This is a genomic window from Nonomuraea sp. NPDC049378 (assembly GCF_055586745.1).
On sequence record NZ_JBVJHP010000007.1, the window covers coordinates 361,695 to 378,183 of the forward strand.

General features: G+C 66.9%; 16 protein-coding genes. 12 read left to right on the forward strand and 4 right to left on the reverse strand.

What is annotated here, in order from left to right; translation table 11 throughout:
* Positions 1–697: 697 nt before the first annotated feature.
* The 4 genes from ACZ6SA_RS17990 (at position 698) to ACZ6SA_RS18005 (ending at position 6,754) form a co-directional block, all read left to right on the forward strand.
* Positions 698–1,132 carry a transposase gene (locus tag ACZ6SA_RS17990; protein WP_443156297.1) on the forward strand — a complete coding sequence of 145 codons (435 nt, stop codon included), beginning with the start codon at positions 698–700 and terminating at the stop codon, positions 1,130–1,132.
* A gap of 452 nt (positions 1,133–1,584) precedes the next feature.
* Positions 1,585–3,114, forward strand: a complete 1,530-nt coding sequence (locus tag ACZ6SA_RS17995) for a trypsin-like serine peptidase (RefSeq protein ID WP_347650498.1) — start codon at positions 1,585–1,587, stop codon at positions 3,112–3,114.
* A gap of 433 nt (positions 3,115–3,547) precedes the next feature.
* Positions 3,548–5,080 carry a trypsin-like serine peptidase gene (locus ACZ6SA_RS18000; RefSeq protein ID WP_465829038.1) on the forward strand — a complete coding sequence of 511 codons (1,533 nt, stop codon included), beginning with the start codon at positions 3,548–3,550 and terminating at the stop codon, positions 5,078–5,080.
* A 174-nt stretch (positions 5,081–5,254) separates the two neighbouring features.
* On the forward strand, positions 5,255–6,754 hold the full coding sequence (locus ACZ6SA_RS18005; RefSeq protein ID WP_465829040.1) for a trypsin-like serine peptidase: 1,500 nt from the start codon (positions 5,255–5,257) through the stop codon (positions 6,752–6,754).
* Positions 6,755–6,837: 83 nt separating this feature from the next.
* Here ACZ6SA_RS18005 and ACZ6SA_RS18010 read toward each other — a convergent pair whose 3' ends face one another.
* Together ACZ6SA_RS18010 and ACZ6SA_RS18015 are read right to left on the reverse strand one after the other, a co-directional pair.
* A complete protein-coding gene (locus ACZ6SA_RS18010; RefSeq protein WP_347650495.1) occupies positions 6,838–8,190 on the reverse strand; it encodes a tetratricopeptide repeat protein in 1,353 nt (450 codons plus the stop codon).
* A 236-nt stretch (positions 8,191–8,426) separates the two neighbouring features.
* Complete coding sequence (locus ACZ6SA_RS18015) at positions 8,427–9,617, reverse strand: NAD(P)-dependent malic enzyme (protein WP_347650494.1); 1,191 nt, start codon at positions 9,615–9,617, stop codon at positions 8,427–8,429.
* A gap of 272 nt (positions 9,618–9,889) precedes the next feature.
* Between ACZ6SA_RS18015 and ACZ6SA_RS18020 the strand changes: the two genes are divergently transcribed.
* The 4 genes from ACZ6SA_RS18020 to ACZ6SA_RS18035 all read left to right on the forward strand — a co-directional run bounded on the left by ACZ6SA_RS18020 (position 9,890) and on the right by ACZ6SA_RS18035 (position 12,808).
* Positions 9,890–10,744, forward strand: a complete 855-nt coding sequence (locus tag ACZ6SA_RS18020; protein WP_465829043.1) for an ABC transporter substrate-binding protein — start codon at positions 9,890–9,892, stop codon at positions 10,742–10,744.
* 3 nt (positions 10,745–10,747) lie between these two features.
* Positions 10,748–11,575 carry an amino acid ABC transporter permease gene (locus ACZ6SA_RS18025; RefSeq protein ID WP_347650492.1) on the forward strand — a complete coding sequence of 276 codons (828 nt, stop codon included), beginning with the start codon at positions 10,748–10,750 and terminating at the stop codon, positions 11,573–11,575.
* Positions 11,572–12,315: an amino acid ABC transporter ATP-binding protein gene (locus tag ACZ6SA_RS18030; protein WP_465829046.1), complete on the forward strand. Its 744-nt coding sequence runs from the start codon at positions 11,572–11,574 to the stop codon at positions 12,313–12,315. The genes ACZ6SA_RS18025 and ACZ6SA_RS18030 overlap by 4 nt, the downstream gene beginning before the upstream one ends.
* Before the next feature lie 67 nt (positions 12,316–12,382).
* The gene (locus ACZ6SA_RS18035; protein WP_347624494.1) at positions 12,383–12,808 is read left to right on the forward strand and encodes a CGNR zinc finger domain-containing protein; all 426 of its coding nucleotides are present in this window, start codon (positions 12,383–12,385) and stop codon (positions 12,806–12,808) included.
* Position 12,809: 1 nt separating this feature from the next.
* Here the strand turns inward: ACZ6SA_RS18035 and ACZ6SA_RS18040 are convergent, their stop codons facing one another.
* Entirely contained in the window at positions 12,810–13,190 is a 381-nt protein-coding gene (locus ACZ6SA_RS18040) for a S24 family peptidase (RefSeq protein ID WP_465829048.1), read from the reverse strand.
* A gap of 17 nt (positions 13,191–13,207) precedes the next feature.
* Between ACZ6SA_RS18040 and sodN the strand changes: the two genes are divergently transcribed.
* The 3 genes from sodN (at position 13,208) to ACZ6SA_RS18055 (ending at position 15,026) form a co-directional block, all read left to right on the forward strand.
* Positions 13,208–13,609, forward strand: a complete 402-nt coding sequence (gene sodN / locus ACZ6SA_RS18045; RefSeq protein WP_132331356.1) for a superoxide dismutase, Ni — start codon at positions 13,208–13,210, stop codon at positions 13,607–13,609.
* Positions 13,610–13,782: 173 nt separating this feature from the next.
* On the forward strand, positions 13,783–14,229 hold the full coding sequence (locus ACZ6SA_RS18050) for an ATP-binding protein (protein WP_132510121.1): 447 nt from the start codon (positions 13,783–13,785) through the stop codon (positions 14,227–14,229).
* Positions 14,230–14,246: 17 nt separating this feature from the next.
* Positions 14,247–15,026, forward strand: coding sequence for an RNA polymerase sigma factor SigF (locus ACZ6SA_RS18055; RefSeq protein ID WP_171055307.1), 780 nt, complete (start codon positions 14,247–14,249; stop codon positions 15,024–15,026).
* Here the strand turns inward: ACZ6SA_RS18055 and ACZ6SA_RS18060 are convergent.
* On the reverse strand, positions 15,023–15,406 hold the full coding sequence (locus tag ACZ6SA_RS18060) for a hypothetical protein (RefSeq protein ID WP_347650488.1): 384 nt from the start codon (positions 15,404–15,406) through the stop codon (positions 15,023–15,025). The genes ACZ6SA_RS18055 and ACZ6SA_RS18060 overlap by 4 nt on opposite strands.
* Before the next feature lie 89 nt (positions 15,407–15,495).
* On the opposite strand from ACZ6SA_RS18060, the gene ACZ6SA_RS18065 reads away from it, so the two are divergent.
* Complete coding sequence (locus tag ACZ6SA_RS18065; protein ID WP_347650487.1) at positions 15,496–16,455, forward strand: diacylglycerol/lipid kinase family protein; 960 nt, start codon at positions 15,496–15,498, stop codon at positions 16,453–16,455.
* Positions 16,456–16,489 lie beyond the last annotated feature (34 nt).

Below are 16,489 nucleotides of genomic sequence, written 5' to 3' on the forward strand. Positions count from 1 at the left end.
CGCCCGCGGTCGATGTGGTGGTCACGAGGCTGGGCACGACCCCCGAAGAACCCAACTGCTGCTTGGGGAGGACCAAATCCCCCTGGCCGGCGGCAACCTGGCTGGCCAATCCCTTCGCTGCCGATACAGGGGTGGCCGTCAAGGAAAGTAAGCCCGGTAGTGCGGCGGCCATGATAGCCAATGCCGATTTAGACAGAAAGGCACGCGAAAACATCCGGCGCATACGCCGTCACACTCCGAACCACGCAGGGCGCCTTGACGCCGGACGAAGCTCCACCCCACCGGGCAGAGGCCGAAATCCCTGACAGTGCAGCTCGGAGCGTGTTAGCAAACGGGCAAAGCATAAAATGCCCACAAACTAACAACAAGATCAAATCTGTGATACGTGCATAACATTCTGTGACACTCCGGCCAGATCGCAGCTCAAAGGCTGAAATAGCACTGTCACCGGGGGGATTCCTTAGCCGCCGATCACAACCGTTTGCTGCAAGGGCTCATGCGCCATGGTGGGCGCTACCACGCTCTCGGGCCCGCCGGGCAAGGCGGAACATCGGCATTGACGCCCCATGCGCGTCCCGCAGGCCGAGAATGTAGCGAAGCACCTGCTTCGAACCGGAACGGCAGCATCGGCCGGGGCATTGGGAAGATCTTCCTTGGTTCCACTGACAGAGCGTGTTTGCCTTGTCACTATGGGCGCATGCGTCGTGGTGATCTGACGAACGCCGAATGGGAACGGCTGGCGCCGCTGCTACCCCCGGAAGAGCTGCTACCCCTTGACGACAGACGCGGCCGGCCGCGGACCGGCCATCGGGCGGCGATCAACGGGATGCTCTACCAGGCCCGCACCGGGGAGCACTGGCGAGATCTGCCACAGCGGTTCGGATGCTGGGTCGCCATATACAAGCGTCACCGGCGCTGGGCGACGGACGGGACCTGGCAACAGTTGTTGTCCGCGATCGAAGTCGTTCAGGGCACGAGCGCCCGGACGCCCAGCGACGCCTCGAGCCGTCGCCCCAAGCTGCGCGCCGTCCCGCCGCCGGCGCCTCGGCGCAAGAGACCGACTCCGAGCGATCCGGTGCTGGCGCGGCTCCGCGCCCACCTGGCGGAGGTGGTCGGCCGAAGGACCGTATAGGTCGCGCACGGCGGGCAGGCCACACCTCCATAGAGGGGAACGCGTCTCGTTGCTGGGGCAACGAAATCCCGACAAACGGGGCAAATGCGGATGCATTGGGCCAGAACCTGAAGATCACCTGAGAGGAGGCAAGCATCTTAGACGGGGCATCCCCCCGATCTGGTTCCTGTGATCTGAGTCACGTTTTGCTGGCTACAGTGCGTGTCAGGGCACTAACGGAACTTTCGTTCCAGCAGCAACATGCCACCCATACCCTGCAAAGACGTAACCTCTCGGTCACCATACGCGAAGATCTCTGACTGATAACGGCCCGGTAACGGCGACAAGGGTGCCTTCCGGATGTTCCAAACCGGGTTCCACCTGCGGAGATCACCACGCTATGTTCCTTGCTATCCCTTTACTGACGCATGGGACGCACGTTGCGACCCACGACAGAGCAAGGAGCAGTTCCCTTGAAGCGCATTCTCATCCCCGCCGGCGGTGCCGTTCTCGCCACCGGTCTTCTGGCCGCCGGCCTCGCCGGTACGGCCCAGGCCGACAGCGACGTCGCCAAGGACAACATGGCGACCAGCGCGGCCAACGCGAAGGCCATCGCGAACTTCTGGGCGGAGAACAACGGCGCTGCCCTTAAGGCCGCCAAGCAGTCCGACGTCTGGACCAAGTCCGACGTCGCCAAGCTGCAGAGCAAGGGCGGCTACAGCTCGGACACCAAGCCGGGTTCGACCGCTCCGATCGGCCAGGAGAAGAAGTCCTCGTCGAAGACGCAGAACGTCAACTTCCCGAAGACCATCGGCAAGGTGTTCTTCGTCAACAGCAAGGGCGAGAAGAAGTGGTGCTCCGCCACTTCGATCCAGTCGAAGTACCGCAACCTGGTCGCCACGGCCGGTCACTGCGTGTACGACACCGCGACCAACTCCGCCACCATGGACAAGTGGGTCTTCGTCCCGGGTTACTACCAGGGCAAGTCCCCGTGGGGCATCTACGTCGGCAAGACCGCCTTCACCCACTACGACTTCGACGTGTACGAGGACTACGACCGCGACTACGCGTTCGTCACCGTCTACAACGGTGTCAAGCTGGACGCGAGCAAGTCCAAGAACGTGTCCAAGGCAGAGTGGGACAAGTACGAGGGCATCAAGGATGCCAAGGACGTCGAGGTCAGCCGGGAGGAGTTCCGCAAGGGCAAGCTCGACCCTAACACCTCTGACTACTACTGGCGGCAGAAGGGCAGCAAGGCCGAGCTCACCGGCCCCGACTACCCTGGCGCCGAGGTGTCCAAGGTCGAGGTCTCCCAGGAGCGCTACAAGGCCGCCCGGGTCGGCAAGGGCAACGGTCGCAAGTTCGGCGAGCCCATCGTCGAGAACGTGACCTACAACGAGGCCGCCGCCTACCTGAAGAACCAGAAGGCGAACCCGGACAAGTTCCCGGGCACCGTCAAGCTGGACAGGCGTGGCAACTCCACGATCACGCACTACTACGTGCAGGCGTGGTACAAGCCCGGCAAGGACGCCAAGTTCTTCAAGACCGTCTTCTACATCATCGAGGACTTCGCCAAGGACGCGGGTCGTCTCGGTGACAACGTCGGCGGTCAGGGCTTCGCGTGGAACCAGCCCACCGGCAAGGCCGTCCGCGTGTTCGGCTACCCGGCCGCTCCTCACCCCGACGGCAACAAGAACTACACCGGCATTACTCCGAAGTGGTGCTACGGCAAGACCACGAAGAAGCTGGTCGGTTCGAAGGCCAAGAAGATCGAGGAGCACGTCGCCCTCAAGTGCGCCATGACCGAGGGCGCCGACGGTGGCCCGTGGCTGTACAAGTACAGCAACGCCAAGCGTCTCGGCTACGTGAACGGTGTCATCAGCACCTTCAACGACCAGGACGGCAACGGCCGCGTTGACTACATCTCGTCGCCGTACTTCGACGGCGAGACCAACACCGTCTACAAGGCCGCTGCGGCCTCGTGGTCCGGCAAGGTCGTCTAGGTAACCCATAGCGACCGGCCATAAACCGTTCGTCAGGCGTTACAAGCAAGGGGCTCGGCATCTGCCGAGCCCTTCTGCTTTTCCGGCACAGAAGTGAAGGCGTTTGGACGCATGGGACCGCGAGATGGTGCCATACATGCGTTGTGATCTGTGTCACACAAGTCCGTTGGCCTTGATCCGCGCGGCCCTCGCGCCTCGCTGGTCACACTGACAACGCACTCATGTTGATCAGGGCAAACGACGACAACATGAGCTTCGCTCAGCTCCTGCGACTCAGCCAGTTAAACATCACGAAACGATCACGCCCGACTTGTCGCAGCTTTTCCTAGCAAAGCGGCTACCGGTCACCAAGATCGACACTGTATGTTCCTGGCTATCCCTTTACTGACGCATGGGACGCAAGAGGCGTTCCACGACAGCGCAAGGAGTCATTGTGAAGCGCATCCTCATCCCGGCTGGTGGCGTGGTTCTGGCCACCGGTCTTCTGGCTGCCGGCCTGGCCGGCACCGCTCAGGCCGCCGACAAGACCGTCGCCAGCGACGCTCTTGCTGCGAACGCGCAGAAGGCGGCGGAGACGCTCGAGTTCTGGACCAAGTCCAACAACGCTGCCCTCAAGGGTGCCGTGGCGTTCAGCCCCGACTCCCTCGAGGTCAAGAAGATCCAGAGCAGCGGCGGTTATTCCGCGGACACCAAGCCCGGTTCGACCGCGCCGATCGGCGAGGAGAAGAAGTCCTCCTCCAAGACCCAGAACGTCAACTTCCCGAAGTCCATCGGTAAGGTGTTCTTCGAGGGTCGCGACGGCAAGCTGTACTGGTGCTCGGGCACCTCGATCCAGTCGAAGTACCGCAACCTGGTCGCCACGGCCGGTCACTGCGTGTACGACATCAAGGCCAACCAGGAGACCGTGTCTCGCTGGGTCTTCGTCCCGGGTTACTACCAGGGCAAGGCTCCTTGGGGCGTCTACGTGGGTAAGCAGGCCTTCACCCACTACGACTTCGACGTGTACGAGGACTTCGACCGCGACTACGCGTTCGTCACCGTCTACGACGGCATCGGCGGCACGCTGAACAAGCCGAAGCAGGTCACCAAGGCCGAGTTCGACGCCTACAAGGGCGAGAAGGAGGCCAAGGACGTCGAGGTCAGCAGGGACGAGTTCCGCAAGGGCAAGCTCGACCCGAAGACCTCCGACTACTACTGGCGTCAGAAGGGCACCGACGCCGAGCTCACCGGCCCCGACTTCCCTGGCGCGGAAGTTGCCAAGGTCGAGGTCAGCGAGGCTCGGTACAAGGCCGCCCGGGTCGGCAAGGGCAACGGTCGCAAGTTCGGCGAGCCCATCGTCGAGAACGTGACCTACAACGACGCCTTCGCCTACCTGCAGAACCAGAAGAAGGACCCGGCCAAGTTCCCCGGCACCGTCAAGCTGGACCGCCGTGGCAACTCCACGATCACGCACTACTACGTGCAGGCGTGGTACAAGCCCGGTGCGGAGAAGAAGTACTTCCGCACTGACTTCTTCATCATCGTTCACGAGGTGAAGAGCGTCGGCAAGCTCGGCGACAACGTCGGCGGCCAGGGCTTCGCGTGGAACCAGGCGCCCGGCCAGACGGTCCGGACCTTCGGTTACCCGCAGGGCGCGCACCCCGACGGCAACAAGGCCTACACGGGCGTTACGCCGAAGTGGTGCTACGGCAAGACCAGCAAGAACAGCTACAAGATCGCCCAGTACCGGGTCGAGGAGCAGGTGGCGCTGAAGTGCGCCGTCACCGGCGGCTACGCCGGTGGCCCGTGGCTGGCCAAGTACAGCAACGCGAAGCGTCTCGGCTACGTGAACGGTGTCACCAGCCTGATCGTCGACAGCGACGACAACAAGCGCTACGACACCATCACCTCGGCGTACTTCGACGGTGAGGCCAACACGGTCTACAAGGCCGCTGCGGCCGCGTGGTCCGGCAAGCTCATCCCGTAGTGAGCTGCGGTACCTGAGCGAGGACTTGTCTTCGTTCACCAGCACGACCAGAGGGCTCGGCATCCAGCCGGGCCCTTTGCCCTTTATTAGCGTGAAAACCGTGATTCCCCTTACAAGAGTGACTCAAGGGTCGATAGGGTTCTTACGCCCGTTTTGACAACTGTGGAGCCTCCCGTGAAGCGCCTGCTCATCCCCCTAGCCGCCGCCGGCCTGAGCGCCGTGACCCTTGCCGCGCCCGCCAGCGCCCAGCCGCACTGGGCGTCCGACGACCTCCAGCCCAAGCCCGCCGACGCCTACGGCGCCGCCTTCTTCTGGCTCGACTCCAACGGAGCCGCGCTGAAGAAGGCCACCCAGTACACCCTGGACACCAAGTCCGTGCCGAAGATGGTGACGTCGGGCGGCAGCGGCACCACGGACAACGGCAAGCCCGGGAGCACCGCCCCCACCGGCACGACCAAGAGTTCCGCCAAGGTCTCGAACGTCAACCTGCCCAAGACCGTCGGGAAGGTCTTCTTCCTCGACAAGGCCGGCCGCTACCGCTGGTGCACGGCCACGTCCATCCAGTCCAGGAACCGCAACCTGGTCGCCACCGCCGGGCACTGCGTGTTCGAGAACGGCAAGGACGACGTCTACGACAAGTGGATCTTCGTCCCGGGCTACTACCAGGGCAAGGCTCCCTGGGGCGTCTACGTCGGCGCGTACGCCTACACCGCGTACGACCTGGACACCTACGACGACTACGACGGCGACTACGCCTTCGTCGCCGTGCACAACGGCTTCTCCCTGGGCCCGGACAAGGCCGTCTCCTTCAAGGAGTTCAAGGCCTGGGCCGGCGACAAGTGGGTCAAGCCGCGCGAGATCAGCCGCGAGGAGTACCTCAAGTGCGTGCTGAACCTCGGCGAGTGCTGGTCCGAGGGCAAGACCACGCCCGCCGACCTGGTCGGCCCCGACTACCCCGGCGCCGTCCTCGAGAAGGTCGAGGTCAGCGCGGCCAAGTACAAGGCCGCCAGGGTCGGCAAGGGTCAGGGCTTCAAGTTCGGTGAGCCCGTCGTCGAGCACGTCACCAAGCCCAAGTGGGCCGCCTACAACGGCCCCGGCGACAAGGGCAAGGGCCCCGACGCCCTCGGCAACTACAAGATCACCCACTACTACGTGCAGAAGTGGGTCAAGCCCGGCACGTCCCGTAAGTACTACGAGGCGCAGTTCATCATCGGCATCGCCAGGGACATGGGCCGGCTCGGCGACACCGTCGGCGGTCAGGGCTTCGCCTGGAACCAGCCGCTGAACCAGAAGGTCATGGCCTTCGGCTACCCCTCCGCCCCGCACCCCGACGGCGACAAGCCCTTCACGGGTGTGACGCCGAAGCACTGCTACGGCAAGACCGGCACCAAGACGACCCAGGTCAACATGTTCAGGGTCGACACGCACCAGACGCTCAAGTGCTCGATGACCCCCGGCGCCGACGGCGGCCCGTGGCTCATGAAGTACAGCAACGCCAAGCGCGTGGGCTACGTCAACGGCGTGACGAGCATGTTCCACGACACCGACAAGAACGGCCGGATCGACCACATCAGCTCGGCCGTCTTCGACAGCGAGACGGCCGACGTGTACAACAAGGCCAACTACGCGACCACCAAGAAGATCGTCGGCCCGAACGGCGAGCTTCTCAAGTAAGAGGTCCAGCGCGACGGCCCGGATCGCCCGTGAGGGCGGTCCGGGCCGTTCCGTGTCCGGACGGCACTGTGAGAACGGCGGGTCTAGACGGCGGTGGACAGCTCGCGCTCGCGCAGCGCCCGCACGGGCCGCTCGTTGCGGTGGGGCTTCAGGCGCCGCCGGAGGTCGCCGGCGTAGGAACGGGACCTGGCCGACTGCAGCTCGCCCGACAACGCCAGCGCGCTGGACGCGACCTTGCAGGCCTCCTCCAGCTCGCCCGACTGCAGCAGCCCGGCGGCCAGCAGCGACAGGTTGAACATCCGCCCTCGCACGTAGCGGGAGTCCATGTCGAGCGAGCGGTGCGCGTGGCGGACGACCTGCTCGCCCTCTCCCAGGTCGCGAAAGCAGTGGGCGAACTTGGCCGACAGGTAGGCCTCGTCGAAGTAGCTCAGCCACGGGGGCTCGTCGGCGGGCCTGCGGGCGTCGAAGGCCCGCTCCGCCTCGTTGAGCGAGGCGGAGCAGGAGCGGGTGTCGCCCATGCCGGCGTGGGCGTGGGCCTCCAGGACCTGGGAGGAGGCCAGCAGGGTTTTGACGCCGGCGTCGCGAGCCGCCATCTGGGCGGCCCTGGCCAGGTCGAGTGCGTGCGCCGGCTGGCCCATGTAGATGGCCTGGTGGGCCATGCCGGCCAGGATCTCGCCGCCCAGGGTCTGGTCGTCGGCTCCCCTGGCCAGGCGCAGGGCCTGGATGAGGTAGCGCTGGGCGAGGCCGTGCTGCTCCATGTCGTAGGCCATCCACCCGGCCAGCCGGGTCAGCTCGGCGGCCGCGGAGGCCAGCTGCTTGCCGGTGGCGTCGTCGTAGGAGCCGTCCTTGAGCAGCGGCGAGACGGCGTTGTCGAGGTATCTCACCACGGACGAGCGGACGCGGCCGCTGCCGAAGCGGTTGTCGAGCTCACCGAACGATCGGGTGACCTCGCGGATGGCGACGATGTCCGCGCGGCCCACCCGCCGCGCGCCCATGCCGCTCGGGCGCCCCTCGGTGGGGGACGTCAGCCAGCGTATGGCTCCTACGGAGCCGGCTCCGATCGCGAATGTCGAGTCGATCAGGAACCTTCGTCGCTCTACATCGGCACGCCATAGCGCCGTCACGGTCGCGACCCCCTCCTGCCAGGTGTGCGTGAACTCCTGTCCGAGATCGAGGGGGGAGATGGCCGGCATGCCCAGGTCGTCAGAGGTGACCCGCCTGCCCAGCCGTAGCGCGAAGATCTCGGTGAGCAGACTCGGCACGGGATCGCGCGGCTTCTGGCCGCTGATCCAGCGCAGCACGGAACTGTGGTCGTACTTGAGGCCTGGTGTCCCGCGCGCGGCTCCCAGATCGTTGAGACGTCTGGCCAGTCCCTTATGGGAGAACCCCGCCTCCGCGATGAGTTGCTGCAGCAGACGGTTAGGCTCGCGTTCCATCGCTCTCCTCGTTGCAGGAGCCGGCGCCCACAATCTTTACAGAGAGCTACAGTTATAGCACCTAGCGTAAAGATTTTATGGAAGTTCGCTGACCTCAACCAGACTCCGTCCCGCACCCGGCCGTCGGCGATCCCCCCTCATGGAGAAGATCCGCCACTACCCGCCGTCGCAGGAGACAACCGTGGCAAGAAGAGAGCGAGGGCCGTCGGGCCCCCGCTCTCAGGAGTTGCCGCAGGTCAGGCGCGGGCGACGCCGTCGGCGCGGGCCTGGGCGGCCACGGCGGCCGTCACGGCGGGCGCGACCCGGTCGTCGAACGGGCTCGGGATGACGTACGTCGCCGACAGGTCGTCACTGACGACGGTCGCGAGCGCGGTGGCCGCGGCCACCTTCATGTTCTCCGTGATGGTCGTGGCCCGCACGTCGAGGGCGCCGCGGAAGACGCCGGGGAAGGCCAGCACGTTGTTGATCTGGTTGGGGTGGTCGGAGCGCCCGGTGGCGACGACGGCAACGTGTTTGGCGGCCACGTCGGGCTCGACCTCGGGCGTCGGGTTGGACAGGGCGAACACTACGGCCTCGGGAGCCATGGACGCGATGGCCTGCTCCGGCACCGTCGACCCCGACAGCCCGATGAACACGTCGGCGCCCGCGAGGGCGTCCTCCGTCGACCCGGCGTGCCCGGCCCGGTTGGTCTGGCGGGCGAGCGCCTCCTTGACCGGGTTGAGGCCCTCCCGGCCCTCGTAGATCATGCCCTTGGAGTCGGCGACGGCGATGTCACCGACACCCGCCTCCAGGAGGATCTTGGTGACCGCGACGCCGGAGGCGCCCGCGCCGGCCACCACGGCGCGCAGGTCGCCGAGCGCGCGGCCGGTCAGGCGGGCGGCGTTCTGGAGCGCGGCGAGCACCACGATGGCGGTGCCGTGCTGGTCGTCGTGGAAGACGGGGATGTCGAGCAGGTCGCGCAGCCGGTCTTCGACCTCGAAGCAGCGCGGGGCGCTGATGTCCTCGAGGTTGATGCCGCCGAACGAGGGCGCGAGCCGCACGACGGTCTCGACCAGCGCGTCGACGTCGGTGCAGTCGAGGCAGATCGGCACGGCGTCGACGCCGGCGAACTCCTTGAACAGCAGGGCCTTGCCCTCCATGACCGGCATGGCGGCCGAGGGGCCGATGTCGCCCAGGCCGAGCACGGCGGTGCCGTCGGAGACGACGGCGACCACGTTGGGGACCCAGGTGTAGTCGTCGGCCAGCGCGGGATTCTCGGCGATCGCGGTGCAGACCCGGGCGACGCCGGGCGTGTAGGCCAGCGACAGGTCGTCGGCGTCACGGACGGGAACGGTGGAACGGACCTCGAGCTTGCCCCCGCGATGCAGCGCGAAAGCAGGATCGGCGTCGAGCGTGTCAAGTGAAGAAGAAGCGGGCTTGGCAGCCACAACGACCCCTGTGTGATCGGTAGCGGAAGAGACCTTCGGCGGACGAGCGCGAGCGGGCTGGCCTCGGTAGCTGCCAGGATCCCCTCGTCGGTCGTCTCGGAGGGGGTACGGGGGTCACCCGTGTGCCCATCTTGCCACATGGTGAGATGGTGTCGGCGCCGACGCCGTTCCGTTGACGCATTGTTAAATCACAGATGACGTACCTGCACAAAACCCCATTTAAACTGCACAAAACGCAAGTTTCGTGGCTTTTCACTCCTAGGAGGCCGTTCATGGCCCTCAGCCTCAGAGGCCGCCGTGGCTACGCCGCCGGCGCGCTCGCCCTGACCGCCGCTCTCGTGCTGACAGCGTGCGGCAGCGAATCCGGCTCGAGCTCCGGCACCACGAGCGCCAGCGCCTCCGCAGCCGGTGGCGCCCAGCTCGTCCAGCCGGGCAAGCTCACCGTCTGCACCAACATCCCGTACGAACCCTTCCAGTTCAAGGACGACACCGGCAAGATCGTCGGGTTCGACGTGGACATCGTCGACCTCGCCGCGAAGAAGCTCGGCGTGGAGCAGAACATCGTCGACATCGACTTCGCGGTGATCAAGAGCGGCGCCGCCATGGCCGCCAAGAAGTGCGACGTGGCCGCCGCCGGCATGACCATCACCCCGGAGCGCCAGCAGAACATCACCTTCTCCGACCCTTACTTCGACGCCACGCAGGCGCTGCTGGCCAAGAAGGGCACGGGCGCCACGTCGCTGGAGGACGTCAAGGCCAAGGGGCTCAAGCTGGGCGCGCAGGCCAGCACCACCGGCCTCGACTACGTCAAGAAGCACGGCCACAACCCGACCGAGTACGCCGACTCGTCCAAGGAACTGCTCGCCCTGCAGGCCGGCCAGGCCGACGTGATCGTCCAGGACCTGCCCGTCGTGCTCACCTGGCTGAAGAAGCCCGAGATCGCGGCCAAGTTCGAGATGATCGCCAGCCTCGACACCGGCGAGCAGTACGGCATCGGCCTGAAGAAGGACGCCGACCCGGTGCTCCTCAAGACGATCAATGAAGAGATCGCCAAGGCCAAGCAGGACGGCACGTACGAGAAGATCTTCGTGAAGTGGTTCGACAAGAAGCCGGGCGAGCTGAGCTGATCCATGGCCGACCAGCCGACGACGGCTGAGCCTGTCCGCGCCAGGTTCAGCCCCCGGAAAAAACAGCAGATCAGCCGCGGCGTCCAGTACGCCATCCTGGTCGTGGCGCTCGTCGCCGTGGCGCTGTACGCCGACTGGGGCAGCCTCGCCGAGAACTTCGCCAAGGTTCAGGTGGCCGAGCAGGCGCTGCCAGACCTCTTCACCATCGCGCTGCGCAACACGATCATCTACGCCGTCGGAGGGTTCGTCTTCGCGTTCGTGCTGGGCCTGGTGCTCGCGCTCATGCGCCTCTCCCAGGTCAAGCCCTACCGGTGGATCGCGATCCTCTACATCGAGATCTTCCGCGGCCTGCCCGCGCTGCTGATCTTCCTGATGATCACCTTCCTGCCGCTGGCGCTGCCCGGGTTCGAGGTGCCGTTCGGCACCTACGGCCAGGGCATCCTCGGGCTCGGCCTGGTCGGCGCCGCCTACCAGGCGGAGGTGTTCCGCGCCGGGCTGCAGGCCGTGCCCAAGGGCCAGACCGAGGCCGCCAGGTCGCTCGGCATGTCGGCGACCAGGGCACAGGTCACGGTGGTGATCCCCCAGGCCGTGCGCATGGTCATCCCGCCGACGACCAACCAGTTCGTCTCCCTGCTCAAGGACTCGTCGCTGGTGTTGTTCCTGGGCGTCTCCGGCGAATATGTCGAGCTGGCCAAGTTCGGCAACGACCTGGCCTCCCAGTACGCCAACGCCACGCCCATCATGGTGGCGGGCGTGACGTACCTGATCGTCACGATCCCGCTGGGATACCTCGCGTCCCGGCTGGAGGGACGTAAGGGGAGGAACCGATGACGCACGCCATCGAGCTCAAGGACCTGCACAAATACTTCGGCAAGAACGAAGTGCTCAAGGGCATCGACATGACGGTCGAGCCCGGGCAGGTGGTCTGCGTGATCGGCCCCTCGGGATCGGGCAAGTCCACCCTGCTGCGCTGCGTCAACCTGCTGGAGCAGCCCACCAAGGGCAAGGTGTTCGTGGAGGGCACCGAGGTCACCGACCCCGACGTCGACATCGACGCCGTACGCCGCCGCATCGGCATGGTCTTCCAGCAGTTCAACCTCTTCCCCCACATGACCGCGCTGCAGAACGTGATGATCGCCCAGCAGCGGGTGCTGAAGCGCGGCAAGCGCGAGGCCGAGGTCGCCGCCAGGGAGAACCTCGACAAGGTCGGCGTCGGCGAGAAGTGCGACTCGCTGCCCGGCCAGCTCTCGGGCGGGCAGCAGCAGCGGGTGGCCATCGCGAGGGCGCTGGCCATGGACCCCAGCCTGATGTTGTTCGACGAGCCGACCTCGGCGCTCGACCCCGAGCTGGTCGGCGACGTGCTGACCGTCATGCGCAAGCTGGCCGAGGAGGGGATGACCATGCTCGTGGTCACCCACGAGATGGGCTTCGCCCGCGAGGTGGCCGACCGGGTGGTGTTCATGGACGGCGGCGTGGTCGTCGAGGACGGCCCTCCGTCCCAGGTCATCGGCGACCCGCGGCACGAGCGCACCAAGGCGTTCCTGCACCGGGTGCTGCACCCCGAGGGATAGCCGCGGCCGGCGGGGCGTCTCCCCGAGCCGCCCCGCCGCACCGGCGGCCATGGTGTAATGAACCAGAATGGACCTGACCTCTTACGCCGAGTGGGCTGTCCGGCTGGCCGACGATCCCGCCCCGCCGCCCGACCTCGCTCGCCTGCGCGACGAGCTGGCCGCCGTGTTCGACGCGGCCGGCGACGACCGGCGGGTGGTCGCGCTGCTCAACACCCTGCTCGTGCGCTATCCCGTACGCCCTCAGCTCTCCGACCACGACGGCCGGCCCTGGCATCTCCACCTGGCCGACGACTACGCCGCCTGCGCCGTGATGGGCCTGGCCGCGGTCGTGGCCGAGCTGGGCGTCGACCGGCTCGGCCGGTGCCTCGACCCGCGCTGCGGCAAGGCGTTCCTCGACACCTCGTCCAACCGCTCGCGCCGCTACTGCTCGGCCCGCTGCGCCAGCCGCGCGAACGTGGCCGCCTTCCGCGCCCGCCGCAAGAACGCCTCCTGACTCACCGCACCGGCGAGCGGGCCCGGCGCGCCAGTGGCCAGTAGCGCAGCACCACCCGGCCGACGATGTCGTGGACGGGGCCGAAGTCCCAGCTGTCGCGCCGGCCGCCGGCCCGCTGGTTGTCGCTCTCCAGCCACCACCCGTCCGCCCCGTGCCACCGCGCCCGTTTCACGATGAGGCGTTCGGGGTCGCCGGGGAGCCTGGCCACCACGAGGTCCCCCGGGCGCACGGTCGCGCCGCGCCGGACGAGAAGCCAGTCTCCCGGCGCCAGCGCCGGACGCATCGAATCGCCTTCGACACGCACTCTCATGGGCTGCGACCCCCTACTCCACGGGCACTGGGACCCGAGTAAGGTCGGTTGTGGACCAAGCTGATTCAGCATCAAGGAAGGACTTTCCGATGCTCGCACGACTGCTACGACCCAAGCATGTCGCATCCGCACACTGCGACCTGCCCTGCGGGGTCTACGACCCCGCTCAGGCCCGCATCGAGGCCGAGTCGGTCAAGGCGATCATGGAGAAGTACGCGGCCAACGAGGACCCGGTCTTCCGGGCCCGCGCGGTGACCATCAAGGAGGAGCGCGCCGAGCTGGTCAAGCACCACCTCTGGGTGCTCTGGACCGACTACTTCAAGCCGCCGCACCTCGAGCAGTACCCGCAGCTTCACCAGCTGTTCTGGGACGCGACAAAGCTCGCGGGCGCCGCCGGCGCCAAGGGCACGGTCGACGTCGGCAAGGCCGAGGATCTGCTGGGCAAGATCGACGAGATCTCGAAGATCTTCTGGGAGACCAAGGCCGCCTAAAACGGCACCTAAGGCTCTGCGCGGTCAGCGGCCGCGCAGAGCCTTTTCCATTGATGGCGAGTCTGAAGCGTCCAAGCACCGCTCAGGGACGGTAAGTTGCAGTTGGCGTCGGATACGGTGGGTCGCGGTCAGCGGCCCGCCACGTGGCGGTTCCCACGTACGCGAGGAGGAACGTGACCGAGGAAACCGAGACCCGCGCGGAGGGCGTGGCCGGCATTCGCGACGTGGTGAGCATCAGGCTCCCCGCCGCCAGTGCCTACTTGTCCGTGCTGCGCACGGCCACCGCCGGGCTCGCGGCGCGGCTCGACTTCACGCTGGACGAGATCGAGGATCTGCGGATCGCGGTCGACGAGGCGTGCGCCATGCTGCTGAGCGAGGCGGTGCCCGGCACCGACCTGACCGCCGAGTTCGAGCTGACCGGCCAGGAGATGCAGGTCAGGGTCGAGGTGGCGACCGTCGGCAGCTCCGCTCCCAAGCGTGACGACTTCGCCTGGATGGTGCTGACGGCCCTGGCCGATGACGTGGACGCCGTGGCACCTTCCCAGGGCTTCCCCGATCGCATGGCGATCGTCCTGCGTAAGCGCCGAGGCGCGGCCCAGAGAACGGCGGGGCCGGCGTGACGGAAAGGACTGGAGCCATGGCCACCAGCGAACACGCCGTGCCCGACAGGGTCCGTGCCCGCAGGCTCTTCGCCGAGCTGGCCGAGCTGGGTCCTGAGGAGCCGCGCCGCCAGCGCATCAGGGATGAGCTGGTCGAGCTCCACCTTCCTCTGGTGGAATACCTGGCGCGCCGCTTCCGCAACAGGGGCGAGTGGCTCGACGACCTCACCCAGGTCGCCACCATCGGCCTGATCAAGTCGATCGACCGGTTCGACCTCAACCGGGGCGTCGAGTTCTCCACCTACGCGACGCCCACGATCGTCGGCGAGATCAAGCGGCACTTCCGCGACAAGGGCTGGGCGGTGCGCGTGCCGCGCCGCCTGCAGGAGCTGAAGCTCTCGCTCACCAAGGCCATCAGCGATCTGTCGCAGCGCGAGGGCCGGGCGCCGACGGTGTCCGAGCTGGCCTCCTACCTGAAGATGACCGAGGAGGAGGTGCTCGAGGGCCTCGAGTCGGCCAACGCCTACTCGACCGTGTCGCTCGACGCCCCCGACTCCGGCGACGACGACGCTCCCGCGGTGTCCGACTCCCTCGGCATCGTCGACGAGTCGCTGGAGGGCGTCGAATATCGCGAGTCGCTCAAACCACTGCTGGAGCGGCTGCCGCCGCGGGAAAAACGTATCCTGCTGCTGCGCTTCTTCGGCAACATGACGCAGTCGCAGATCGCGACCGAGCTGGGCATCTCGCAGATGCACGTCTCGCGCCTGCTCGCCCGCACGCTGGCCCAGCTGCGCGAGGGCCTGACCGCCGACGACTAACCGTCTCCGTAGAGAGCGTGGGTGGTGGGGGGCGCCAGCAGGGTCACGAGCCCTGTCACGGCGACCACGATCAGCGGGATGCCGAGCTGCGGCTGGTCCGACTGGATGAGCGTGACGGCGATGACCAGCATGAAGATCTGCGTCAGCACGGCCGGTGACCTCCCCCACCGCTCCATCCTGAACAGACCGCCCAGGGCCACCCAGAGCAGCCCGGCGGCCACCAGCAGCGCGAACCCCGACTCCGCCAGGGCCGTCGTCACGTTGGCCGGCGCTCCCGTCAGCGTCTGCACCGCGACGAGCACGCCGAGCCCCAGTGCGACGAGCCCTTCCAGGGCGACGACGGCGGCGGCGATGAGAAGGGTAAGCGGGCGACCGTTCACGTCCGTACCCTACCGCCAGGGCCGTACGGTCCGAGAAATAGGACGTTAGGCCCACAAAGCGGACGAGCTTAACCGGCTACGCTGGCGATATGCGCGCCATGCTGCTGGTCAACCCCAAGGCCACCACCACCAACGCTCGCACGCGTGACGTGCTGATCCGCGCGCTCGGCGCGGCCGTCGACCTCGCTGTCGAGGAGACCCGCTACCGCGGTCACGCGGCTTCGCTGGCGTCCACGGCACGGGCCAAGGGCTACGACCTGGTGGCGGTGCTCGGAGGCGACGGCACGATCAACGAGACCGTCAACGGCCTGCTGAACCCGGTGGACGGCGAGCCGGCGGCGGACGACCCCAGCACCGGCCGCCCCGGCCTGATCGTCATCCCCGGCGGCAGCGCGAACGTCTTCGCCCGTGCCCTGGGGCTGCCGAACGATCCGGTCGAGTCGACGGGCGCGGTGCTGGAGGCGCTCAGGGAGGGGCGGCGCAGGACCGTGGGGCTCGGGCAGGCCCTCTGGGAGGGGCAGAGCCGCTACTTCACCTTCTGCTCGGGCATGGGATACGACGCGGAGGTTGTGCGGGCCGTGGAGGGCCTGAGAGGCGCCGGGAGGAAGGCTACCCCCACGCGGTATGTGAACACGGCTCTGCGGCACTATCTGGCCACGGACAAGCGGCATCCCGCGATGACGCTGACCGGCCCCGGCATCCCTGCCACCGAGGGAGTGTTCATGGCGATCATCTCCAACACCTCGCCGTGGACGTACGTCGGCACGCGACCCGTGACGCCCACCCCGTGGGCCTCCTTCGAGACCGGGCTCGATCTGCTCGGGCTGCGGCGCATGAGCCCGATCGCGCTCGCGCCGGTGATCCGGCATATCCTCACGGAGAGTGACGTCCTACCGTCGGGCCGGCACCTCGTCCAGCTGCACGACGAGCCCGAGTTCACGCTCACCGCGGGCCGCCCGGTGGCCTTCGAGCTGGACGGCGACTACCTGGGCGAACGCGAAACCGTGACGTTCCGGTCCACGCCGAACGCATTACAGGTTCTGGTCTAGTTGGTTACATTCGGTCATTGTGTGACGCATCCGA